Consider the following 22,146-nt stretch of genomic DNA (forward strand, 5'->3'; position numbering starts at 1 on the left):
AGCGCCCGCAGATTTCCGATCTGCGGGCGTTTTTCGTTGTGCGCGTTTCTCTGCGTGCAGCTGTCTGTCGCATGCATGTCTCGACCTTTGCGGCCCGCCAGGGGCCACACCGATCTTCACGGCGTTGTGCAGCTTCGCCGTATCATCGAACCGTCGAACACGGCGACCGTCCCTGCCTTGGATTCCCTGCAGAACTTCCATCCCGCCACGCGTGACTGGTTCCGTTCCACCTTCGCGGCATCGACGCCGGTGCAGGACCAGGCATGGGCATCGATCGCCGCAGGCCAGCACACGCTGGTGGTCGCGCCCACCGGGTCGGGAAAGACGCTGGCGGCTTTCCTGTATGCGATCGACCAGGTGTTCGCCGAACGCGATGGCGATGCTCGCCGCGATCCTGCGGCCATGCCCGTGGCGCGCACGCGCGTGCTGTACCTGTCGCCGATCAAGGCGCTGGGCAGCGATGTGCAGCGCAACCTGCAGGTGCCGCTGCAGGGCATCAGTGCGCGCCGCAGTGAACGCGGCGACCCGGCCGTTGCGCTTACCGTGGCCATGCGCACCGGCGATACCAGCAGCAGCGACCGCGCGCGGCTGCTGCGGCGTCCGCCGGACATCCTGATCACCACGCCCGAGTCGCTGTACCTGATGCTGACCTCACAGGCGCGGGAGATTCTGCGCGATGTGCATACGGTCATCCTCGATGAGATCCATGCCGTGGCCGGCGGCAAGCGAGGCTCGCACCTTGCCCTCAGCCTGGAACGGCTGGATGCCTTGCTGCAGGTGCCCGCACAGCGCATCGGCCTGTCTGCTACGGTGCGCCCGGTGCAGGGCGTGGCCGCCTTCCTTGGCGGCGATCGCCCGGTGCAGGTGGTGCAACCGCCTTCGCAGCGGCAGTTGCAGCTGAAGATCGTGGTGCCGGTGGAGGACATGACCGACCTGGCCATGCACGGCCCGGCGCAAGGGCGCGGGGCCGGCACACGCGTGGGGTCGATCTGGCCGCACGTGGAGGCCAGCATCCTCGACAACGTGATGCAGCATCGCTCAACGATCGTCTTTGCCAATTCGCGCGGCGTGGCCGAACGGCTCACCGCGCGGCTCAACGAGCTGCATGCCGAGCGCACGAGTGTGGGAATCGCGGGCGACACCGAAGTGGCGGCCGCAACCGCCTACGGATCATTTACCGGCAGCACGGTGAACCGCGTCACGGCACCCGACGCGGTGATCGCGCGCTCGCACCATGGCTCGGTGTCCAAGGAGCAGCGCGCCGCCATCGAGCAGGCGTTGAAGACGGGTGAACTGCGCTGCGTCGTAGCGACGTCCAGCCTCGAGCTGGGCATCGACATGGGCCTGGTGGATCTGGTCATCCAGGTTGCGGCGCCGCCGTCGGTGTCCAGTGCACTGCAGCGGGTGGGGCGTGCGGGGCACCAGGTGGGCGGTATGTCGCGCGGCCTGCTCTACCCGCGCACGCGACGTGACCTGGTCGATGCCGCCGTGGTGGTGGACAGCATGCTGGAGGGCCGCATCGAAGCCATCGATCCACCGCGCAACCCGCTTGATGTGCTGGCCCAGCAGACCGTTGCCGCGGTGGCGATGGAGCCACTCGATGCAGAGGCCTGGTTTGCACGGGTCTGCCGCGCCGCGCCTTACCGCACGCTGCCCCGCAGTGCCTTCGACGCGGTGCTGGACATGTTGGCCGGGCGCTATCCTTCCGACGAATTCGCGGGCTTCCGCCCCCGCCTGGTGTGGGACCGGAAGACAGGCACGTTGACCGCGCGCCCCGGTGCCCGGCAGTTGGCGGTCACCAGTGGCGGCACCATCCCGGACCGCGGCATGTACGCGGTGGTGCTGCCCGAGGGCGAGGAGCAGGCCGGCTCGCGTCGGGTGGGTGAGCTGGACGAGGAGATGGTGCACGAGTCGCGGGTGAACGATGTCATCACCCTTGGCGCCACGTCCTGGCGCATCGACCAGATCACCCTCGACCAGGTCGTGGTGACGCCCGCGCCCGGGCGCTCGGCGCGGCTGCCATTCTGGCGGGGCGAGGGCATGGGGCGCCCGGCCGAGCTGGGGCAGGCCACCGGCGCGTTCCTGGCCGAACTGGAAGCTGATCCGCGTGCCGCTGGCGAGCCGTCACCGGCGCTGCGGGCCCGGCTGCGCGGGCGTGGCCTGGATGACAGTGCGATCGGCAACATGCTGGCGCTTGTGGCCGAGCAGCAGCAGGCGACCGGCGTGCTGCCGACCGACCTGCGCCTGGTGGTCGAGCGCTGCCGCGATGAACTGGGCGATTGGCGCGTCATGCTGCATTCGCCCTACGGGCGTCGCGTGCACGACCCCTGGGCGCTGGCAGTGGCCGCGCGGCTGCGCGAGCAGGCGGGCATCGACCCGGCCGTGGTGGCCAGTGACGATGGCATCATCGTGCGCCTGCCTGACCGCAGCGGGGCGGCGCCGGGCGCGGACGTCTTTCTGTTCGACGCGGCCAGCCTGCGCCACACCATCACGCTGTCGGTCACCGGCTCGGCGTTGTTCGCCGCCCGTTTCCGTGAGTGCGCCTCGCGCGCCCTGCTGCTGCCGCGCCGCACGCCGGGCAAGCGCTCGCCGTTGTGGCAGCAGCGCCTGCGTGCGGGGCAGTTGCTGGAGATCGCGCGTGGCCACGAGGGCTTCCCCATCCTGGTCGAGACCGCGCGCGAATGCCTGCAGGATGTCTACGACCTGGACGCGCTGGATGCGCTGATGCTGCGCGTGCAGGCCGGCCAGGTGCAGGTGGTCGAGGTGGAGACCGCCGTGCCGTCGCCCTTCGCGGCGGACCTGTTGTTCGGCTATGTCGCCGAGTTCATGTACGAAGCCGACGTGCCCCTGGCTGAACGACGCGCATCGGTGCTGTCGCTGGACAGTGGCCTGCTCGCCGAGCTGCTGGGCCAGGTCGACCTCGGTGAGCTGCTGGACGATGAGGTGGTGGCCACCGTCGCCCGTGAACTGCAGCGCTTGGACCCGCCCCGCCATGCGCGTGGCAGCGAAGGCGTGGCCGACCTGCTGCGCGAGCTTGGCCCATTGCCGGCCAGCGACATCGCCCAGCGCATCACCGAACCCACGCAGGTGGCGGCCTGGCTGCAGGCGTTGCAGGCTGCTGGGCGTGCCATCCGCGTGACCATTGCCGGTGTTGAACAGTGGGCAGCGGTGGAGGACGCTGCGCGGTTGCGCGATGCCCTCGGGATCGACCCGCCGGCGGACATTGCCGGGGTATTTCTGGCATCGGTGGTGGATCCACTGGGTGACCTGCTCGGCCGACACGCGCGCCACGCTGGGCCCTTCAGCAGCGGCAGCGTGGCGGCCCGTTTCGGATTGGGCGTGGCGGTGGTGGATGACGCGCTGCAGGTGTTGCAGGAGCAGGGCCGGATCATCCGTGGTCGCTTCGGCCTTGATCTTCGCCAGCCGGCCGACAATGCCGCACCGCCTTCGCCGCGCGCGGCCCATCAATGGGTGGCCGCCGATGTGCTGCAGCGGTTGCGGCTGCGCTCGCTGCAGGCCGCCCGCGAGGCAACGCGGCCGGTACCGGTGGAAGCCTACGTGGGCGTATTGCTGGAAGGGCAGGGCGTGCTGCCGAAGGCCACACCGGGCAGCGACAGCGAGGCCGTGCTGCAGGTGATTGGACAACTGGCGGGCCTGCCACTGCCGGCATCGCTGTGGGAGCAGCAGGTGCTGCCTGCGCGGGTGCCCGGTTACACGCCTGCGCTGCTGGATGAACTGCTGGCCACCGGTACGGTGCTCTGGGCCGGCCACGGCCGGCTGGGCGATGATGATGGATGGGTGTCGCTGCACCTGCGGGACCATGCGGCCGAAACCCTGCCGCTCATGGACAGCGATGCCATCCCATCGCCGATGCAGCAGGCCATCCTGCAGGTGCTGGCCGCAGGCGGTGCGTTCTTCGCCCGGCAACTGGCGATGCAGGTACAGCCGCATCCCGCCGATGCAGGCAGTGCAGGCGAGGATTTCCAGACGGCGCTGTGGCAGCTGGCATGGCGCGGGCAGATCAGCAGTGACCTGTGGGCACCGCTGCGCGCGCTCGACGGCGTGCGCCCGGCGCGGGCGCGGCCGATGCCCGTGTCCCGCCGCCGCCATGGCTTTGCCTTCGCGCCCCTGGCGACGGGCACCGCAGGACTGGCGCTGGCCAGCAGCGCGGGGCCGACGCTGGCCGGGCGCTGGTCGCTGCTGCCACAGGAGCGGGCCAATGACACGGTGCGTGCGCTGGCGCAGACCGAGGCGCTGCTGGACCGCTACACGGTGCTCACCCGCAGCGCGGCGATGAGCGAGGCCGTGGCCGGCGGCTTCCCGGCACTGCGGCCGGTGCTGCGCAGCATGGAGGACGCAGGGCAGCTGCTGCGCGGGCGCTTCGTGCAGGGGATGGGCGGTGCCCAGTTCGCCCAGCGCGCAGACATCGACCACCTGCGTGCCTGTGCCGAGCGTGCGGGCGGCGCTGGCGGATGGGTTGCGCTGTCCGCGCTGGATCCGGCCAACCCGTTCGGCAGCCTGTTGCCTTGGCCCCAGGCCCTGGCCGGGTCGAGGCCGGTGCGACGCGCCGGGGCGATGGTGGTGATCGGTGAAGGTCGGCTGCAGCTGTACCTGCCGCAAGGGGGCCGCCAGCTGTCCAGTTGGATCGATGACACCGACACCGACGCTGCAGCGCGCTGGACGGCGGCGGCACAGGCGCTGGCCGTCGGCCTGCGGCGCGGCCGGCGGCTGTCCTTCACGCTGCAGCGGATCAATGCCGAGCCGGTCCACCGCGGCCTTGCCGTGGACGCCCTGCGCGCGGCGGGGTTCAGCAGTGAGCCGCGCGGGCTGGGCTGGAACGGCTGACGCCCCGCCCAGCGCGAGCGTGAACAGGCGGCTGGGTGAAACTGTGTTCCAGTGTGCGCACGCGTTGCCGCAGATCCCTCTTCACTCGAACGGAGCCTTGCATGAAGCTGTTGTCCGCTGTGCTGCTGTCCGCGCTGTCACTGCAGGCCGGTGCTGCTTCCGCTGCCGATGCCTCCCCGTCGCCACTGCTGGGCCGCTGGTCGCTGGACATCTCCACGTCGGCCCTGCCGGAAGCGCAGCGTCCGAAGCAGGTGGTGCTGGAATTCAAGGATGCCGGTGGCGGCCGCTGGAGCTCGCACGTGGACATCGTGCTGCACGATGGCAAGACCATGAAGTCCGATGGCACGCTGTCGCTGGATGGCACTCCGGGCCCGCTGTCGGGCACCTACGGCGCCGACCAGGCCAACCTCAAGCTGCCATCGCCCTCCACCTTGGTGATGCAGCTGGTCGACCATGGCGCCCCCGCGTCCACGCGCATCTACACGATCGCGGCCGACCCTTCGACGATGACCGAGACCAAGGCGTTCTACACCCACGAGGGCACGCCGATCCTGCAGACCAACCTGTTCCGGCGCCTGCCCTGAGCGAACGCTCGCGCAGGGCAGGCGCCGCATGCCCGCGCAAGGATTCAGCCGTGCTCGAAGCGCAGCGGCTGGCTGCCCATCGCCGGGTCACTGCTGCCGGGGCGACCATCTTCGGCGCGACCGGCCAGGCGCAGCTGCTGTTCACCGGCCTGCAGGTGCAGGTCATACCAGCCTGCAGTGGGTGCGGCATTCCAGTCCAGCACCTGTTCGGCACCGGCGGCCAGCGACAGCGTCTGTTCCGGCATGTGTCCGGCGTAGGCACCGGCGCTCACTCGGACCGTCTGCGCAGTGGTACCCGGATTGCGCAACGACAGCCGCAGCTTGGCGTCGCTGTGCTGCACCCACGCCTGCAGCGCAGGCGCACTCGCATTTCCCTGGAAGTGGCGATGGAAACCGTTCGGGCCCAGCACCCACAGGTCGTAGCGCCCCTGTGCATCCAGCGGCCAGTGGTCCTGCAGCGGGCGCCCTGGCAGCAGCGTGTAGCGCCGCGGAATCTGTTCCAGCCGCAGGCGGTCGTACACGTGCAGCACCGCAGCGGCGCCTTCGCACGACAGTGCCAGCGTGACGCTGTCGGCATCGCGCGATTGCACCTGCACCTGCGGTCGATAGGGCAGCGCGCGTGCCGGACGCACGCCGCGTTCCTGCCGCGCCGGCTGCAGATCGTCCGGCAATGCCGGCACGGTACGTCCGGGCAGGGTGGCGGCGCGGGCGGCCACCGCGCTGACATCGGGCAGGGCATGCACGAACGGCCGGGTATCGCGCTGGGCGAAGTCGAATGCGTTGACCAGATCGCCACTGACCGCACGCCGCCACGGTGAGATGTCCGGGCAGGCCACGCCGAAGCGGCGCTCGATCAGGCGCAGCACCGAGGTGTGGTCGTACACCTGCGAGTCGACCCAGCCGCCGCGGCTCCACGGCGAAATCACGTACAGGGGCACGCGCGGTCCCATGCCATAGGGGCGGCCGCGCAGGTCGGCGTCGTCGTACTTCTCATCGCCCGGTGCCGGGTGCAGGTGGTATTCGCCTTCGGTGCTGACCGCAGAGGCGCCGGCCCAGCCATCGCCCTGCGCGGATGGCGGTGCCGGCGGCGGCATGTGGTCGAAGAAGCCGTCGTTCTCGTCGAACATCAGCAGCAGCGCGGTACGGCTCCACACCTCAGGATCGGCGGTCAGCGCATCGAGCACGCGCGCGGTGTAGGCCGCGCCCTGGGCGGGGCTGGACGGTCCGGGATGCTCGCTGCCGGCGGCGTCGGCAATGATGAAGCTGACCTGCGGCAACGTCCCGTCGATCACATCCTGGCGCAGCTGCGCCAGCCCGCGGCTGCTGACCGCACGGCGGCGCAGCTGCGGGTCATGTCCTTCGGCGCCGCGGTAGGCCTGGCGGAACGCTTCGAAGCCGGCCAGCGGGTTGTCGGTGAAGTTGTCGTCCATGTCCTGGTAGATCTGCCAGGACACGCCGGCCTGCTGCAGGCGTTCCACGTAGCTGGCCCAGTGATACGACTGCGCGTGGCCGCCGTACTCGGGGAAGTTGTCGTGGGAATTGGCGATGACCGGGCCACCGGCCCGGGCAAAGGCATCGTTGTGGCCGGTCCACAGGAACACGCGGTTCGGGTTGGTACCCGCCTGCATGGCGCAGTGGTAGGCATCGCAGACGGTGAACGCTTCGGCCAGGGCGAACTGGAACGGCAGGTCGGCCCGCTGGAAGTAGCCCATCGAGTGGTTCTGCTTGGCCTGGGGCCAGTGCGCCATGCGCCCGTGGTCCCAGGCGCGCTGCGCATCGGGCCAGGTATGCGGGGTGCCTTCCACGCGCATGTAGCCGAAGTGCCGGGCCGTATCCAGCGCGAAGGGCGCGATCGCCCGGTTGCCGTCGGCATCGGGCTGCAGCCACAGCGTGCGCGGCCCCTCGGCCCCGGCCAGTGGCGGTGCCGGCGCTACGAACCGATCACCGAAACCGCGCACGCCCGGCAGGGTGCCGAAGTAGTGGTCGAACGACCGGTTTTCCTGCATGAACACCACGATGTGCTGCAGGTCCTGCAGGCTGCGCGTATGCGCGGCCGGGGCGATCGCCGCGGCGCGGGCAATGCTGGGCAGCAGCGGGGAAAGGCCGGCAGCCACGCCGGCCTGCAACAACCGGCGTCGGCCGATATCAGTCACGGGCTTGCTCACAGATCCACACGGAAAGAGATGCCAACGGTACGCGGCGCGCCGATGAAGGCGGAATCGCGACCATCCACCCCTGCAAGATACCGCTTGTCGGTCAGGTTGCTCACCACCAGGTTGGCGCCCATGCCCTTCAGGCGCGGCGACAGGCCCTGCAGGTCGAAGCCGATGTTGGCGTTGAAGACGGTGGCCGAGGGCAGCTTGTTGACGTTGGCCGCATCCAGGTAGCGACTGCCCAGGTAGCGGCCGGACAGGCCGAAGTTCCAGTTCGTGCCCTGCCAGTCGGCCGACAGCACCAGGGTGTTTTCCGCTTGGCCGATCACCTTGGCGCCGTCCACGATGCCCAGTTCGGTATCGCGGGCGGCATCACCGCTGCCCAGATAGGTGGAGCGGTTGTAGGTGTAGGCCGCGTTGACCCGCCAGCCGTTGTCCCAGCCATAGCCGAATGCGGCTTCCAGACCATTGCTTTCCACGCCGCCGAAGTTCTCGTACACGCCATCGGTCTCGTCCAGGTAGTCGATGCCACTGACCAGGCCGGCCGGCAGGTAGACGATGCGGTTGTCGAAGCGGATGTTGTACAGGGTGACCGACGCGGTCAGCGGCCAGCGGCTGATGCGCAGGCCCAGTTCGATGTTGTCGGCGGTTTCCGGTTCCACGTTGCGGAAGCGCTGCGGGTCGGTCTCGCCCAGCACCCCGGACGGGATGGCCGCGAAGTTCTGCGAGAAGCCGGCGAACAGCTCCATGCCTTCCGGGCCGGGGGCCCAGGTGAAGCCGGTGGACAGCAGCGGGTCGGATTTCGAGTCGCTGCTGACCTGTTCGTTGGCACCGATGGTGCGCCGGCGCGACTGGTCGACGAAGAACTGCTTCACGCCCAGGCGGGCGCTGAACGGGCCGAAGCGCGCCACATCCTCGATGTAGTACATCTGCTCATCGACCTTGTAACGGTCGTCGAACTGCACCCAGTACGGCTGATGGTCGAAGCCGATGTTCTGGCCGACGTTGAGCAGGCGGTGCCAGTCGCGGCGCGCCGTGCGGTCCAGCTTCTCCACCCACAGGCCGCCACGGATCGTGTTGTCCACGCTGCCGAAGGTCTGCCGCCATTCCACGTCTGCAGTCACGCCCATGCGGTCGTTGTCGTAGTGGGTGTGGCGGTAGGACTGCGCACCCAGCACGTTGCCGGCGTAGCAGTTGGGATCGTACTCGGCGCTGAAGCCGGCGCGCGGCGTGCAGCCGGCAATCGGCTGGGCGGCGCTGCCGTCGGGGTTCACGAAGTAGATCTGGCCCAGGTTGCCGCCGCCGTACACGGTGCGGCCGCCCAGGTATTCCGATTCGGGGCGGCCGGCGCCGTCGGCGCTGACATCGGCCAGGTAGGGCGGCAGCCAGTCACCGCGGCCCTGCATGCGGTGGCCGTAGGCCGCCATCGTGGCCTTGAAGCCATTGCCGCCGTCGAATGCGGCGCGCAGGTAGCCAAAGGTGTTCTCGCGCAGCGCGCGCGAACCGGAACGGTAGTTCTGGTCCAGGTAGGGAATGCCGGTGAGGGTGCCGACCAGGTTGTCGCGGTCGGGCTGGGTGGCGAAGCCCTGCGGGGTGACGCTGGTGTACTCCGGCTCGTCGGCGTCGTTGTAGGACAGGTAGCCGGTCAGCGTCCAGCGATCCAGTTCGGTGATGAATTTGCCGGCGATATGGTCGTTGCTGGCGTGGCCGGTGCCGTCGATCCAGTCGTTTACTTCGGCCGAGGACGCGCTGATCCAGGCGCGGGTGTGGCCCCCCAGCAGACCGGTGTCGTAGCGCACGTAGTACTTGCGCGCGTCGTTGTCACCGGCGCCGACCACGAAACGCAGGCGGCTGTCGTGCAGCGGGTCGCTGGTGAGGAAGTTGAGCGTGCCGCCGAGTGCTTCGTTGGAGCGCGAGGAAATATCGGCCGTGCCCTGGCTGACTTCCACCGTTTCCAGGTCCAGCGTGTCGATGTAGCGGTTGGCCAGCGAACCGCCGCCGTAGCCGGAGCCGCCGTTGGGCAGGCCGTCGATGGTGGTGCCGATCTGCTGCGTATCGCGGTTGGTGACAAAGCCGCGCATGCTGATCTGCGTGCCCCACACCGACGAGCCGGTGGCATCGGCTTCGCTGACCACCACGCCCGGCACTTCATTCAGTGCATCGTTCACGCTGCTCATCGCCATCTGTCGCTTCAGGGTTTCGGCACTGACCGCGGTCTTGGCGTAGCTGGTGGCCTGGCCGATCACCTGCACCTGGTCCAGAGTGCGCGCATCGGTGCTGGCGGTGTCGGCGTCGGCCGCAGGCGCTGCGGCCATGGCATCCAGGGCGGGGGCGATCAGCAGGGCCAGCAGGGACAGGCGGGGGAACGACGCACGCATGGGCATTGAGGGTGGACCTTCGGTGGGAAAGCCCGGGAGTGTCGGCAGCGCCAATGACATGGGGGTGACGTGAAGACGCAGGTTCGATGGCACTGCGGCGACGGTCACAGCGCGGCCATAGGGCCGGGCGCGGGCTGAACCGTGGCTGGGTTGTCATCAACTCGTCATGACAGTGCGATAGATGACACGCCGTGACGCAGCTAGCCTGTCGCGCTGTCGTCCCTTTCCCTTGATGCCCATGAAGCGCCTGCTGCTGCTCCTGCTGGCGTGCGCCGGCCTGTGGCTGGCTGCATGCTCCTCCTCGATCAATGCCGGTTCCACCTCGCTCAGCGACCGTCTGGTCGCGCCGGGCGGGGTCTCGACCCTGCTGGACCAGCCGCGCCTGCAGGCGGCCATCGCCGCATTGCCCACCCGCCATGGTTTCGCCCGTGGTCGCGAGGGCGTACCGATCTTCTGGCGGGTGTTCGATCCGGGCGATTACGGCGCCCGCTACCACTACCTGCCGCAGCACCACCAGAATGGCCTGCCGCTGGATACCGGCCTGAGTCTTGCGCTGCCGCATCCATTCCGCGCACAGGCGCCGCGCGGCACCGTAGTGCTGCTGCACGGCTGGATGATGAACGGTGATTCGATGCTGCCGTGGTCGTTGCAGCTGGCCGGGCAGGGCTACCGGGTGGTGACCCTGGACCTGCGCAACCATGGCCAATCTGGGGCGGGGCCTTCCGGCTACGGCACCTACGAGTCCGATGATGTGGTGGATGTGATCGCCGAACTGCGCGCGCGCGGCGAGATACGCGGACCGCTCTACCTGTTCGGGGTGTCCTATGGCGCAGCCACCGCGCTGTTCGCGGCGGACAAGCTGGGTGACCAGGTCGAGGGTGTGGTGGCGATGGAGTCATTCGCCAATGCGGGCGTGGCCATCCGCACGATGATTCCGCACCTGATGGCGCTGCAGCCGGAAGGGCTGAAGGCGCAGATGATCGCCGGCTATGCCCGCTGGCGTTACGGCGGCCAGGATATCGATCAGGTGGTGGCCGCCGCCGGGCAGCGCCTGGACCTGGACCTGGACCAGGTGGACGTGGCCCGCGCCCTGGCCGATACCCGTGCCTGTGTGTTGCTGCTGCACGGCCAGGGCGACCAGCACATTCCGGTCAGCCAGGGCCGCGAACTGGCCCAGGCCAATCCGCGTGCGCATTACATCGAAATGCGCGGCGAGGACCACATCACCCTGCCGCTGCGCCTGGACCTGCTGGCCGGGGTGGTGGACGACTGGATGGCGCGCGACGCTCAGCATCCGGCGGCGACCTGTCCGGCGCCGCGCCTGCCGGCACAGGCGCATTGGCGGGCGTGAACCGCTGAACCTGCGGTGCCACGCGGCACCGCAGGTCTTTGTGCCTTACAGCGGCAGGTCGAATACCAGCACTTCAGCGTCGTTGCCGTTCTCCAGGGTCAGCTGCGCTTCGTCGCTGACCTGCAGGGCATCGCCGGCTTCCAGAGTGATGCCGTTCACCTGCAGCTGGCCACGGGCCACCTGCACGTAAGCGCCACGGCCGCTGGCCAGCGCATGGTGCAGCTTCTGCTCGCCGTCCAGGATGGTGGCGAAGATGCGGGCATCCTGCTGGATGCGCAGCGAACCGTCGGCGCCGTCGGGCGAGGCGATCAGGCGCAGCTGGCCGCGCTTGCTCTCCGGCGCGAAGTGGGTCTCGCGGTAGGACGGCTCGATGTTCTCGCGGTCCGGGAACACCCAGATCTGCAGGAAATGCACCGGATCGGTGGCCGAGTGGTTGAACTCACTGTGGCTGACGCCGCTGCCGGCGCTCATCACCTGCACGTCGCCGTAGCGCAGCACCGAGCCGGTACCCATCGAGTCCTTGTGCTCCAGCGCGCCGCCCAGCACGTAGGAAATGATTTCCATGTTGCTGTGGCTGTGGGTGCCGAAGCCCTGGCCGCCGATCACCTTGTCTTCGTTGATGACCCGCAGCGGGCCGAAGCTGACGTAGCGCGGGTCGTAGTAGCTGGCGAAGGAGAAAGTGTGGCGGGAAGACAGCCAGCCATGCTCGGCCAGGCCACGGGTAGCGCTCTTGCGGATCTGCAGCATGATGATTCTCCTTGTTCGATGGTTTCGATGGGGCGGGGTGGGCCGGTGGCCGCTGTGTTTCCCGGTTGGAGAGAAGTATCTGCTTGCGCCGCGGGTTTGAAAAACGGATAGTTTTGACAGCCATCATCGAAAATTTCGAATGCTCAAGATCAGCCTCGATGCCCTGCAGATCCTGGATGCCATCGACCGCCGCGGCTCGTTTGCCGGGGCCGGCAAGGCCCTGCACAAGGTGCCGTCCACCATTTCCTACACGGTGGCCAAGCTGGAGGAAGACCTGGGCGTGCAGTTGTTCGACCGGGTGGGCCCGCGCGCCGAGCTGACCGAGGCCGGGCGCGCCTTGCTGGACGAGGGCCGGCACCTGTTGCGTGCGGCCCGCGAGCTGGAGCTGCGGGTGCGCCGGGTGGCGTCGGGCTGGGAGGCGGAGCTGAGTTTGGCGGTGGATTCGATGTTCCCGACCTGGCTGCTGGGCCCGGATATCGCCGCGTTCCGCGGTATCGAGGCGCCGACGCGCCTGCGGCTGTTCGGCGAGGCGCTGTCCGGCACGTGGGAGGCCCTGCTGGACCGGCGCGCCGATCTGCTGGTGGGGGCGGCGGGCGAGGGGCCCAGCGGCGGGGGCTATGTGGTGGAGCCGCTGGGCAGCGTGGATTTCGTGTTTGCGGTGGCGCCGGATCATCCGCTGGCGCAGGTGCCGGGTATGCTGGGCCGCGAGCATCTGGCCGAGCATTGCGCCATTGCGGTGTCCGATTCCGCGCGGCGTCTGCTGCCGCGCACCGTGGGCCTGCTGATGGGGCAGGAGATCCTGACGGTGCCGGACATGGCCAGCAAGTTGAAGCTGCAATGCCAGGGGTTGGGATTCGGTTTCCTTCCCGAGCCGTGCGCGCGCGCGGCGGTAGCGCGTGGCGAGCTGGTGATCCGCGAGGTGGAAGAGCCCAAGGCGGAAGAGACCTTCTGGCTGGCCTGGCGCACCGGCGAGGATGGCGCGGCCCTGCGCTGGTGGCGCGAACGGCTGCGCAGGCCGGAGCTGCTGGCGCAGTGGTGGCAGGCAATGGGGTAGATCCACGCCCTGCGTGGATGGGGGTGTTGTTTGCAGGGCTGCGCCCTGCACCTGCTCAAGGCAACGGCAACTGCAAAAGCCAGGTCAAGAGCTGGGTATCCGTGGGGTGGCGGGGTGGGTCCGGCTGAGGGGGACGCTGCAAGTACGTCCATGTAAGCTCGGTCGCCGCACGGGGTCGGATCCCGTTGCTACGCAACGGGCTCTGACCGCAGATTCAATATTCAATTCGATATCTGACAGAAAAATCGTGTCGACCAAGGTCGACACCTACCAAGAGCAGTAGCAACAGCCGTTACCAACCGCCGCAGGAAATTGTCGGGGGTGGGGCGGTGTGGGCTTGCAGGACCGCAGGCGCCATGGATGGCGCCTACGAGCCCCCATGGTGAAGTGACCCCCGGGAGTTGGACACCTAATCCGACCCCGAGGTTTGCATGAATAGATATGAGGTTTGTTTCAAATTGCAGGTCCGGTACTACAACGAGAATCGTATCCGCTTGAAACTAAAGGGCTTGAGCCCCGTACAGTACCGGGAGCAGGCCGCGCTGGCCGCCTGATCCCCCACCTGTCCAACTTCAGGGGGTCACTTCATGGAAGGGTTTACGGCGTGTCCTGCAAGCCCACACCGCCCCGCCCAACCAGCAGAAAGCCAGCGCCACTTCTGATCTTGCTCTGGCTTGTAAAGCTTCTGCAGGTGCAGGGCGCAGCCCTGCAGAAAATACACATAAAAAAACAGCAGGCCGAGGCCTGCTGTTTCGGTGTAATGGTGCGCCCGGAGAGATTCGAACTCCCGACCGCCTGGTTCGTAGCCAGGTACTCTATCCAACTGAGCTACGGGCGCCAATTACATAAACTTGTTGTGTTGATCGTGTGTGGTGCGCCCGGAGAGATTCGAACTCCCGACCGCCTGGTTCGTAGCCAGGTACTCTATCCAACTGAGCTACGGGCGCGCGGTACACAATCAATTTGTTACATCATTTTACTGCATCTTCCAGCGGCGGATGCTGGAAGCCTGTCGAGTGGTGCGCCCGGAGAGATTCGAACTCCCGACCGCCTGGTTCGTAGCCAGGTACTCTATCCAACTGAGCTACGGGCGCCCTGCGACAGGAGCGGAATTATGCGGATGTCGGCGCCCGACGTCAACGCTTTTGTGAAAATTTTCATTCAACTGAATGAAAAAGCTTTCCGCCACAGCGTCCGGGGCCTTCATCCAGGCGAAGTGATCGGCACGCGTACCCAGTTCCTGCGCGGACAGTACGCGCACGCGTGAGGCCACATTCGGCAGCTTGGCCAGCAGCGCCTGCATCGAACCCAGCGGGGCGAACCAGTCATCGGCCATCAGCACCGCCTGCGCGGTGCCGTGGATGCGCGCCAGCTGCGCCTCCAGATCTTCGGCCATGCCAACGGCGGCGTAGCGGTTGTTCAGGCCCACCCGCGCCCAGTCGGCGATGAGCCCGCGTGCTTCGGTGCCGCCAAAGCCGAGGCGGCGGCCGTGCAGCACGCCCTGGCGGCGCGCGATCCAGGGCAGGAAACGGTAGAACAGCGGCAGCAGCCATCCGCGCGGGGGCGGGAAGGCGCGCCAGAAGGGTGTGCCGCTGGCAGCCAGCCACAGGTGCTGGAAGCGATCCGGCACGCGGCCCGCATGCACGCAGGCCAGCTGCCCGCCCAGGCTGTGCCCGCCGATGATCCAGGGCACCAGCGTTGCTTCGTTGTCTTCGCGCTCCAGCACGTCCTGGCTGGCCGGCAGATCCTGTTCGAGAATCTCGCGGTAGCCCCAGTCCACCTTCCTGGAGGGGCGCAGCGAGCTGCTGCCATTGCCACGCCACTCGTGCAGGTACACCGCAATGCCGCGTGCGGCCAGCGCCTGCGCCAGCGGCAGGTAATGGCGCGCGGCCACGCCCAGTGCCGGCAGCCACAGCAGGCGGGCCAGCGGCTGCGGCGGCACGCAGGCGATGATCTCGTACTGGTGGCCATCGCCGCTCTGCACGGCGAACGTGCGTGGCGTCGCGCTCATGCGTGCGGCGCCGCGCCGAAGTGGTCCAGTACCAGCACCTCACTGCGGCCAGGCGCATAGCCCTGCTGCAGCCCGCGCGCCACGTAGTCGATGCCCGCTTCGCAGGCGTTGCCCAGGCTCAGGCCGTTGCACAGCTGCGCGGCGATGGCCGAGGCCAGCGTGCAGCCGGTGCCGTGCGCGTCCAGCGGCAGTCGCGCATGGATGAACTCCTCGCTGCTGACGCCGTCGAAATAGCGATCGACCACGCGGTTGCCTTCCTGCAGATGGCCGCCCTTGAGCAGCACTGCACCGGCGCCCAGGTCCAGTAGTGCCGCCGCCGCCTGTTCTGCCTGCGCGGCATTGCCGATGCGGTGGCCGACCAGCAGTTCGGCTTCGGGGGTGTTCGGGGTGATCAGCGTGGCCAGCGGAATCAGGCGTTCGCGCAGTGCCTGCAGCGCGCTGTCTTCCAGCAGGCGCGCGCCGCTGGTGGCGACCATCACCGGGTCCAGCACCACATGGGCGGGGCGGCGCTGTTCAAGTGCCTCGGCCACCGCGTTGATCACCTCGGCATTGGCCAGCATGCCGAGTTTCACCGCGTGGATGTCGAAATCATCGAAGCAGGCGTCCAGCTGCGCGCGCAGGAAGTCGACCGGCGGCACATGCACTGCGGTCACCCCGCGCGTGTTCTGCGCGGTCAGTGCGGCGATCACCGACAGGCCGTGCACGCGGTGGGCGGCAAAGGCTTTCAGATCGGCCTGGATGCCGGCGCCGCCGCCGGAATCGGAGCCGGCGATGGTCAGGGCGGAAACGGGCGTAGAGGGGCTCATCCGTCGATTGTGCCGTGGTCCAGCGGGTGCGGGTAGAGTCGAGCTTGCTCGACTGCCGCAAGCCGGGGTCAGAGCCCTCTCCGCCGGAGAGGGATCCGACCCCGGGCACCCTCAATGCCGCCAGCGCGCCCATTGCTGGTACACCACGTAGACGATGCCGGTCAGGCCGGTCAGCAGCGCTGGGGCCAGCAACGCGTCGTACTGCCAGCGCATGAACAGCCAGGCGCCGATCACCCCGCCGGCCAGGAAGCCGCTGATGATCAGGCCGCTCAGGGTCAGCCGCCGCAGTTGCAGCGGCAGGCCGCGCAGCAGGTGGCCCAGGCCGATGCCCAGGTCGGTGAACATGCCGCTCAGATGCGTGGTGCGCACCACCGCGCCACTGAAGGTGGTGGCCATGGCGTTCTGCAGGCCGCAGGCCATGGCCGCGGCCAGTGCGCCCCAGATCTGCTGCTGCTCAAACAGCGGAATGGCCACCAGCAGCAACATCGATTCAATTGCCAGCGCCACGCCGTAGCGGCGGCCCAGCTGCAGGGTGCTGTCCTGGATCAACAGCCCGCTGAGCATGGCGCCCAACGAGAAGGCGATCAGCAGGCCCCATAGGTGACCCACCGCACGCCAGTCGCCCTGCGCCAATGCCATGCCCAGCTGGCTGGTGCTGCCGGTCATGTGGCTGACCGCCTGGTGCTCGAAGCCCAGGAAGCCAACCACGTTGACCATGCCGGCCACGCAGGAGAGCGCGACCGCGCCGATCCAGACCCAGGTGGGCAGGCGGATTCCCATCGGCGAGGCCCCTCAGGGTCAGTCGAAGCCGCCGTTGAACTGCAGGTCGCTGAAGGTGTTGCTGGCCGGGTCGAACACTGCACCCCAGAACTGCGCGCCGCCATCACAGACGCTCATTGCTTCGCGTGCGGGATTCACGTCGCTGTCGCTAGGCGGGAAGGCGTTGATGTAGATCAGCCGCTTGCCGCCACTCTCGATGCCCACGTACTGGCGGTCGAAGTCCAGTACGTGCGGCACCTGTACTTCCAGCGAGGGCAGCTTCGCCTCCAGCTGGTCCACCTGCTGCCGGCTGGGCGCCCAGTAACCCGTGACCCGACCGGCCTCGCGGCCGGGGCTGGGCCGCGAGCAGGTATCCAGCACCTGCGCGGCGATGACCGGGCGGGTGACCACCCACGATTGGCCGGTGCGTTCGGCGGTGGGCACGCTGGCCGGCCCGCGCGTGGTGGTGCAGGCGCCGAGGGCGGTGGCGAGGGCGATCGCCACCGTGGGCAGCAACAGACGGGTGCAACGGTTCACAACACCTCCGAAGCGTAATCGGCCAGGCGCGAACGCTCGCCACGGCGCAGGGTGATGTGTGCGCTGTGTGGCCAGTTCTTGAAGCGGTCCACCGCGTAGGTCAGGCCCGAGGTGGTCTCGGTCAGGTACGGGGTGTCGATCTGTTCGACGTTGCCCAGGCAGACGATCTTGGTGCCGGGGCCGGCGCGGGTGATCAGGGTCTTCATCTGCTTGGGGGTGAGGTTCTGCGCCTCGTCCAGGATCAGATAACGTGACAGGAAGGTGCGGCCGCGCATGAAGTTCATCGAGCGGATCTTGATGCGGCTGGCCAGCAGGTCGTTGGTGGCCTGGCGGCCCCAGGTGCCGCCTTCCTGGTTGTGCGTGAGCACTTCCAGGTTGTCGGTCAGCGCGCCCATCCACGGCGTCATCTTTTCTTCTTCGGTGCCGGGCAGGAAGCCGATGTCCTCGCCCACGCTCACCGTGGCGCGGGTCATGATGATTTCGCGGTAACGCTGCTGGTCCATGGTCTGGGCCAGGCCAGCGGCCAGCGCCAGCAGGGTCTTGCCGGTGCCGGCGGTGCCCAGCAGGGTGACGAAATCGATCTCCGGGTCCATCAGCGCGTTCAGTGCGAAATTCTGCTCGCGGTTGCGCGCGCTGATGCCCCACACGGCGTGGCTGCCGTGGCGGAAGTCATCGACCAGCGACAGCACCACCTTGCCGTCGCCCACCACGCGGCTGACGCGCAGTTCCACTTCGTCTTCGCCGGGCAGGTAGACGTACTGGTTCGGATACCACTCCTCGCCGTCCTGCGCCTGGATTTCGTAATGGGTGCGGCCCTTGTCGCTCCAGCTGCGCAGGTCTTCGCCGTGGCGCTTCCAGAAGTCTTCGGGCAGCTCGGTGGCGCCGGTGTACAGCAGGCTGAAATCGTCCAGCGCGCGATCGTTCTCGTAGTCCTCGGACACGATGCCGGCGATGGCGGCCTTGATGCGCAGGTTGATGTCCTTGGAAACGAACACCACCGGCAGGTCCGGGGTCTCTTCCTTCAGCGCCAGGATCGCGCCGAGGATGGCGTTGTCCGGAATGACCTTGCCGAAGCTCTTGCCGGCGTCGAAGTGGCTGGTCTGGAAGCGCAGCTTGCCGGCGCTCTGCTTGCCACGCAGCTGCAGCCCGTTCGGGCGCTGCAGCGGAATGCCGTCGGCCAGGTTGTCCAGCCCCGATTCCTGCACCAGCTCGTTGAGGAAGCGGCTTACCTGGCGGGCGTTGCGGCTTGCTTCGGAGGTTCCCTTCTTGCCGTTGTCCAGCTCTTCGATCACCTGCATGGGCAGGTAGACGTCGTGTTCCTCGAACTTGAACAGCGCGGTGGGATCGTGCATCAGCACGTTGGTATCCAGCACGTAGATGCGCTTGCCTCGGGTCATCGTCGTTTCCTGGTTACGGACAGGGAAAAACCACCACAGCCTGCAGGGCAGGGTGGTGGCGGACAGAGTGGGCGATGGGACTCACTTGGTTTGGGCGGCCTTGAGTTCGGCGAGGACGGCATCGGCGTGGCCAGCAACCTTGACCTTGCGCCATGCCTGCACGATACGACTGTCGGGTGAAATCAGGAAGGTGCTGCGCTCGATGCCACGTACCTGCTTGCCGTACATGTTCTTCAGCTTGATCACGTCGAAGGCGCTGCACAGGGCTTCATCGCCATCGCTGACCAGCGGGAAGTTGAAACCCTGCTTGGCGCAGAAGTTGTCGTGCGACTTCACCGAATCGCGCGAGACGCCGAGCACGACCGCGCCGGCCTTCTTGAACTGCGGCAGCAGCGCGTTGAAGTCGATGCCTTCGGTGGTGCAGCCCGGGGTGCTGTCCTTGGGGTAGAAGTACAGCACCAGCCACTGGCCGGCGTAGTCGCCGAGGGTGGCGTGGTGGCCGCCGGACAGGGCCAGCGGCAGGGAAAGGGTGGTGCTGTCCAGGGTATCGCCGTTGTTCATGAGGTCCTTCTGTCGAGCCTGGGTTGTTTCTACGACAATTGCATGAAACGCCACGCGCCCGTGAGAGGCGCGCGAAGAATCAGAATTTCATCGGGTCCATGATCGCGTCCAGGTTCAAGTGGTCGCAGAATTCAAGGAAGTCATCGCGCAGCGCGGCGATGTGCATGTTGGCCGGCACGCCGATGGTCACCTGCGCGCTGAACATTTCAGCGCCGGTCTGCATGGCGCGGTAGCGGGTGCTCTGCAGGTTCTCGATGGTGATGCCCTGGCGGTCGAAGAAATCGGCCAGCTGGAACAGGATGCCCGGCTTGTCGGCGGCGATCACTTCCACGATGTAGGGCAGCAGGTTGGACTGCGCCTGCTTGGCGGCGGTGCGGTACCAGACCAGCTTCAGGCCTTCCTCGCGCTCCAGCCGGGTCAGCATGGCTTCCAGCTTGGCCACCGAATCCCAGGAGCCGGTGGCCAGCGCGGTCACCGAGACATCGCGGCCAACGGTGGCCAGGCGTGCGTCGACCAGATTGCAGCCACTGTCGGCGATGCGGCGGGTGACAGACAGCAGGGGGGACTCCGGATGCGTCGTATAGGCGTTGATCAGGAGGTGGTTTTCGCTCGGCGCGGGGCGCGGGGTGGTGTCGGTCAAGGCGATTCCGGGTAATGCTTGGGGTGAGTCTGAATGCCCGCCGGGGGGCGGGAATCCACCGGTGTCCAGCATACTTGCCCGTGGTTTCGCGCCGCAAGTAACATTCAGGTCGCCCCCGCCCAGTAATGGCGGGCGTTTCCCTTCCCAGCCAAGAGCAGCACGTCCTTGTCCCTTTCCGGCCTCATCACCGCGCTGGCGACCCCGTTCCGGGCCGACGGCTCCCTCGATCCCGACGGTTGGCAGCGCCTGCTGCACCTGCAGCTGGAGGCGGGCGTCCAGGGCGTTGTCGTCGCTGGCTCCACCGGCGAAGCCGCCACCCTGTCCGATGCCGAGTACGACCAGCTGCTGGCCAGCGCGGTCGAGCGCATCGGTGGGCGCATTCCGGTCCTGGCCGGCACCGGCCTGTCTGGCACCGCCAAGACCATCGAACAGACCCGCCGCGCCGCTGCGCTGGGCGCCAGCCATGCGCTGGTGGTCACGCCGCCGTACGTGCGCCCGACCCAGGCCGGCCTGATCGCGCACTACCGTGCCGTGGCCGACCACGGTGGCCTGCCGGTGGTGCTGTACAACGTGCCCGGCCGTACCGGCTGCGACATGCTGCCGGAGACCGTGGCCGAACTGGCCCGCCATCCGAACATCGTCGGCATCAAGGAAGCGGTGGGCGACACCGGCCGGGTGCAGGCGCTGCTGGCGCTGTCGGCCCCGGATTTCGCCGTGCTGAGCGGCGATGACGGCACCGCCGCCCGCTCGATCCAGGCCGGCATGGATGGCCTGGTCTCGGTCGGCTCCAACGCGCTGCCGGGTGCCTACCGCCGCATGTGCGCGCTGGCTGCCGCCCACGACCATGAAGCGACCGAATCGTGGGATGGCCGGCTGCAGCCGTTCCATGATTTCTGTGGCGTCGAGCCCAACCCGATTCCGGTGAAGGCGCTGCTGCGCCGGATCGGCATCGGCCACGATCTGCGCCTGCCGCTGCTGCCGCTGTCGGCCGAGCATGCGCCGGCCGCCGACCATCTTGCCGGCGACATTGCCGCCCTTGAAGCCCTTTCCAGCCACTGACCTGTCGTCGTGGCCTGATCCAGGAGATCCACATGCGTCAATCCGTTTCCACTGTCCGCGTGCTGTCCTACGCCCTGCTTGCCGTCGCCGTTGCCGCCGGTACTACCGGTTGCTTCAAGCGCGGCGCCAAGGGCGATTACGCCCTGGCCCCTGAAATGCGTCCGCTGGAAGTGCCGCCGGACCTGAACCTGCCGGCCGGTGCGGGCAGCAACCAGATGCCGGCGCTGGGCGCAGCCCCGCAGCAGGCCGCCCCGATGGCCCCGGCCGCGCCGGCTGCACCGGCCGCCGCTGCGGCTCCGGCTGCCAACAACACCGGCTTCATCGTGCCGGGCAGCAAGGATGAGGCCTTCACCAAGGTCGGCACGGCGCTGGAAGGCCTGGAAGGGGTGACCATCGCGACCCGTGCGCAGCTGCTGGGCTCGTACGACGTGGCCTATGAAGGCAGCAACTTCCTGGTGCGCGTGGTGGCCGTCGATGCCGGCGCCTACATTTCGGCCGTCGACCCGCGTGGCCTGCCGGCCACCGCCGAAGCGCCGGTGAAGCTGATCGCCGCACTGAAGGCCAAGCTGGCGCCGTAAGCGCCGGGCCATGCCTTGCGATGGTAGGCGTCAACCTTGGTTGACGCTCCGGTGCCAACCAAGGTTGGCACCCACCAGGGCGGAGGGTGGTACCCCGTCATGAAAAAGGGCGCCGTCGGCGCCCTTTTTCCTTGCAACCGCTGGCGCCTCAGCGCTCCAGCAGCTTCAGCTTGTCCGGCTTGCCGTCCCAGTCGCCGGCGTCGGCGGGCGGGTCCTTGCGCACGGTCAGCACCGGCCACTCGCGCGCCAGTTCGGCATTCAGGCCCACGAACACTTCCTGGCCGGCGGGCACATCGTCTTCGGGGAAGATCGCGTTGACCGGGCACTCCGGCTCGCAGAGGGTGCAGTCGATGCACTCGTCCGGGTCGATCACCAGGAAGTTCGGACCTTCGTGGAAACAATCCACGGGGCACACTTCCACGCAATCGGTGTGTTTGCACTTGATGCAGTTTTCGGTGACGACAAAGGGCATAAGGGGGGAGGCAGATCCGTCTTCAAGCGGACAATTCTAGAACAGGTTGACCGCGCGCGCTGCCGTTGCACGCTTCGGTGCGCTCAAACGCAGCGATTGCCCGGTCGCTGCCTGCCGCGACCGCAGGCATGCCAGCCCTCTTTGCCGCAGTGCACATTGCCAAGCCGCCGACCGCCCCGGCAGACTCGATGTCCATCGGTGGACATCTGGCGGG

General features: G+C 67.9%; 17 protein-coding genes, 3 tRNA genes and 1 pseudogene. 7 read left to right on the forward strand and 14 right to left on the reverse strand.

All coding sequences use genetic code 11. The annotated features are described in order from the left end of the window. The first annotated feature begins 177 nt into the window (after window positions 1-177). Together C1930_RS07915 and C1930_RS07920 are read left to right on the forward strand one after the other, a co-directional pair. On the forward strand, window positions 178-4,845 hold the full coding sequence (locus tag C1930_RS07915; RefSeq protein ID WP_234412747.1) for an ATP-dependent helicase: 4,668 nt from the start codon (window positions 178-180) through the stop codon (window positions 4,843-4,845). Window positions 4,846-4,946: 101 nt separating this feature from the next. Further along, window positions 4,947-5,429: a LuxR family transcriptional regulator gene (locus C1930_RS07920; protein WP_108752755.1), complete on the forward strand. Its 483-nt coding sequence runs from the start codon at window positions 4,947-4,949 to the stop codon at window positions 5,427-5,429. 44 nt (window positions 5,430-5,473) lie between these two features. On the opposite strand, the gene C1930_RS07925 is transcribed toward C1930_RS07920, so the two are convergent. Together C1930_RS07925 and C1930_RS07930 are read right to left on the reverse strand one after the other, a co-directional pair. After that, entirely contained in the window at window positions 5,474-7,582 is a 2,109-nt protein-coding gene (locus C1930_RS07925; RefSeq protein WP_108757691.1) for a phospholipase C, phosphocholine-specific, read from the reverse strand. Window positions 7,583-7,590: 8 nt separating this feature from the next. After that, window positions 7,591-9,966: a TonB-dependent receptor gene (locus tag C1930_RS07930; protein ID WP_108771445.1), complete on the reverse strand. Its 2,376-nt coding sequence runs from the start codon at window positions 9,964-9,966 to the stop codon at window positions 7,591-7,593. A 232-nt stretch (window positions 9,967-10,198) separates the two neighbouring features. Here C1930_RS07930 and C1930_RS07935 point away from each other — a divergent pair, with 232 nt between their 5' ends. Then, on the forward strand, window positions 10,199-11,311 hold the full coding sequence (locus C1930_RS07935; protein ID WP_108755907.1) for an alpha/beta fold hydrolase: 1,113 nt from the start codon (window positions 10,199-10,201) through the stop codon (window positions 11,309-11,311). A 45-nt stretch (window positions 11,312-11,356) separates the two neighbouring features. On the opposite strand, the gene C1930_RS07940 is transcribed toward C1930_RS07935, so the two are convergent. Next, window positions 11,357-12,058, reverse strand: coding sequence for a pirin family protein (locus C1930_RS07940; RefSeq protein ID WP_108752758.1), 702 nt, complete (start codon window positions 12,056-12,058; stop codon window positions 11,357-11,359). A gap of 139 nt (window positions 12,059-12,197) precedes the next feature. On the opposite strand from C1930_RS07940, the gene C1930_RS07945 reads away from it, so the two are divergent. Together C1930_RS07945 and C1930_RS07950 are read left to right on the forward strand one after the other, a co-directional pair. After that, window positions 12,198-13,112 carry a LysR family transcriptional regulator gene (locus tag C1930_RS07945; protein ID WP_108771446.1) on the forward strand — a complete coding sequence of 305 codons (915 nt, stop codon included), beginning with the start codon at window positions 12,198-12,200 and terminating at the stop codon, window positions 13,110-13,112. A gap of 464 nt (window positions 13,113-13,576) precedes the next feature. Beyond that, window positions 13,577-13,666: pseudogene (locus tag C1930_RS07950) on the forward strand (IS3 family transposase); the annotation flags it as partial. A gap of 207 nt (window positions 13,667-13,873) precedes the next feature. Here the strand turns inward: C1930_RS07950 and C1930_RS07955 are convergent. The 10 genes from C1930_RS07955 to C1930_RS08000 form a co-directional block, all read right to left on the reverse strand. After that, window positions 13,874-13,950 (reverse strand) — tRNA-Arg (locus C1930_RS07955). Window positions 13,951-13,982: 32 nt separating this feature from the next. Then, window positions 13,983-14,059 (reverse strand) — tRNA-Arg (locus tag C1930_RS07960). A 70-nt stretch (window positions 14,060-14,129) separates the two neighbouring features. Further along, window positions 14,130-14,206: transfer RNA gene (locus tag C1930_RS07965), tRNA-Arg, on the reverse strand. Next, window positions 14,197-15,123, reverse strand: a complete 927-nt coding sequence (locus C1930_RS07970) for an alpha/beta fold hydrolase (protein ID WP_108771447.1) — start codon at window positions 15,121-15,123, stop codon at window positions 14,197-14,199. The genes C1930_RS07965 and C1930_RS07970 overlap by 10 nt, the downstream gene beginning before the upstream one ends. Next, window positions 15,120-15,929 carry a bifunctional hydroxymethylpyrimidine kinase/phosphomethylpyrimidine kinase gene (gene thiD / locus C1930_RS07975; RefSeq protein WP_108755910.1) on the reverse strand — a complete coding sequence of 270 codons (810 nt, stop codon included), beginning with the start codon at window positions 15,927-15,929 and terminating at the stop codon, window positions 15,120-15,122. The genes C1930_RS07970 and thiD overlap by 4 nt, the downstream gene beginning before the upstream one ends. Before the next feature lie 111 nt (window positions 15,930-16,040). After that, window positions 16,041-16,709 carry a YoaK family protein gene (locus tag C1930_RS07980; RefSeq protein WP_108752762.1) on the reverse strand — a complete coding sequence of 223 codons (669 nt, stop codon included), beginning with the start codon at window positions 16,707-16,709 and terminating at the stop codon, window positions 16,041-16,043. An 18-nt stretch (window positions 16,710-16,727) separates the two neighbouring features. Then, window positions 16,728-17,225 (reverse strand): hypothetical protein, encoded by a 498-nt coding sequence (locus tag C1930_RS07985; RefSeq protein WP_108755911.1) that lies wholly within the window; start codon window positions 17,223-17,225, stop codon window positions 16,728-16,730. Beyond that, window positions 17,222-18,622, reverse strand: coding sequence for a PhoH family protein (locus C1930_RS07990; protein WP_108749260.1), 1,401 nt, complete (start codon window positions 18,620-18,622; stop codon window positions 17,222-17,224). Before C1930_RS07990 ends, C1930_RS07985 begins: the two co-directional genes overlap by 4 nt. An 81-nt stretch (window positions 18,623-18,703) precedes the next feature. Next, on the reverse strand, window positions 18,704-19,183 hold the full coding sequence (locus C1930_RS07995; protein ID WP_108755912.1) for a peroxiredoxin: 480 nt from the start codon (window positions 19,181-19,183) through the stop codon (window positions 18,704-18,706). A 79-nt stretch (window positions 19,184-19,262) separates the two neighbouring features. Then, window positions 19,263-19,823, reverse strand: coding sequence for a glycine cleavage system protein R (locus tag C1930_RS08000; protein WP_005409051.1), 561 nt, complete (start codon window positions 19,821-19,823; stop codon window positions 19,263-19,265). Between the two features lie 165 nt (window positions 19,824-19,988). On the opposite strand from C1930_RS08000, the gene dapA reads away from it, so the two are divergent. Further along, complete coding sequence (dapA, locus tag C1930_RS08005; RefSeq protein ID WP_108752765.1) at window positions 19,989-20,882, forward strand: 4-hydroxy-tetrahydrodipicolinate synthase; 894 nt, start codon at window positions 19,989-19,991, stop codon at window positions 20,880-20,882. A 32-nt stretch (window positions 20,883-20,914) separates the two neighbouring features. Then, window positions 20,915-21,460 carry a hypothetical protein gene (locus C1930_RS08010; RefSeq protein ID WP_108771448.1) on the forward strand — a complete coding sequence of 182 codons (546 nt, stop codon included), beginning with the start codon at window positions 20,915-20,917 and terminating at the stop codon, window positions 21,458-21,460. 148 nt (window positions 21,461-21,608) lie between these two features. Here the strand turns inward: C1930_RS08010 and fdxA are convergent, their stop codons facing one another. Further along, window positions 21,609-21,932, reverse strand: a complete 324-nt coding sequence (gene fdxA, locus C1930_RS08015; RefSeq protein WP_108749264.1) for a ferredoxin FdxA — start codon at window positions 21,930-21,932, stop codon at window positions 21,609-21,611. Between the last annotated feature and the right edge of the window lie 214 nt (window positions 21,933-22,146).

The organism is Stenotrophomonas sp. SAU14A_NAIMI4_8 (genome assembly GCF_003086695.1).
Taxonomy (GTDB): Bacteria; Pseudomonadota; Gammaproteobacteria; order Xanthomonadales; family Xanthomonadaceae; genus Stenotrophomonas.

Bases quoted from the DNA above. Each gene is read 5' to 3' on its own strand.
- C1930_RS07920 (WP_108752755.1), top strand. From the start codon at position 4,947: ATGAAGCTGTTGTCCGCTGTGCTGCTGTCCGCGCTGTCACTGCAGGCC.
- C1930_RS07930 (WP_108771445.1), bottom strand. From the start codon at position 9,966: ATGCCCATGCGTGCGTCGTTCCCCCGCCTGTCCCTGCTGGCCCTGCTG.
- C1930_RS07935 (WP_108755907.1), top strand. From the start codon at position 10,199: ATGAAGCGCCTGCTGCTGCTCCTGCTGGCGTGCGCCGGCCTGTGGCTG.
- C1930_RS07940 (WP_108752758.1), bottom strand. From the start codon at position 12,058: ATGCTGCAGATCCGCAAGAGCGCTACCCGTGGCCTGGCCGAGCATGGC.
- C1930_RS07945 (WP_108771446.1), top strand. From the start codon at position 12,198: ATGCTCAAGATCAGCCTCGATGCCCTGCAGATCCTGGATGCCATCGAC.
- C1930_RS07970 (WP_108771447.1), bottom strand. From the start codon at position 15,123: ATGAGCGCGACGCCACGCACGTTCGCCGTGCAGAGCGGCGATGGCCAC.
- thiD (WP_108755910.1), bottom strand. From the start codon at position 15,929: ATGAGCCCCTCTACGCCCGTTTCCGCCCTGACCATCGCCGGCTCCGAT.
- C1930_RS07980 (WP_108752762.1), bottom strand. From the start codon at position 16,709: ATGGGAATCCGCCTGCCCACCTGGGTCTGGATCGGCGCGGTCGCGCTC.
- C1930_RS07990 (WP_108749260.1), bottom strand. From the start codon at position 18,622: ATGACCCGAGGCAAGCGCATCTACGTGCTGGATACCAACGTGCTGATG.
- C1930_RS07995 (WP_108755912.1), bottom strand. From the start codon at position 19,183: ATGAACAACGGCGATACCCTGGACAGCACCACCCTTTCCCTGCCGCTG.
- C1930_RS08010 (WP_108771448.1), top strand. From the start codon at position 20,915: ATGCGTCAATCCGTTTCCACTGTCCGCGTGCTGTCCTACGCCCTGCTT.
- fdxA (WP_108749264.1), bottom strand. From the start codon at position 21,932: ATGCCCTTTGTCGTCACCGAAAACTGCATCAAGTGCAAACACACCGAT.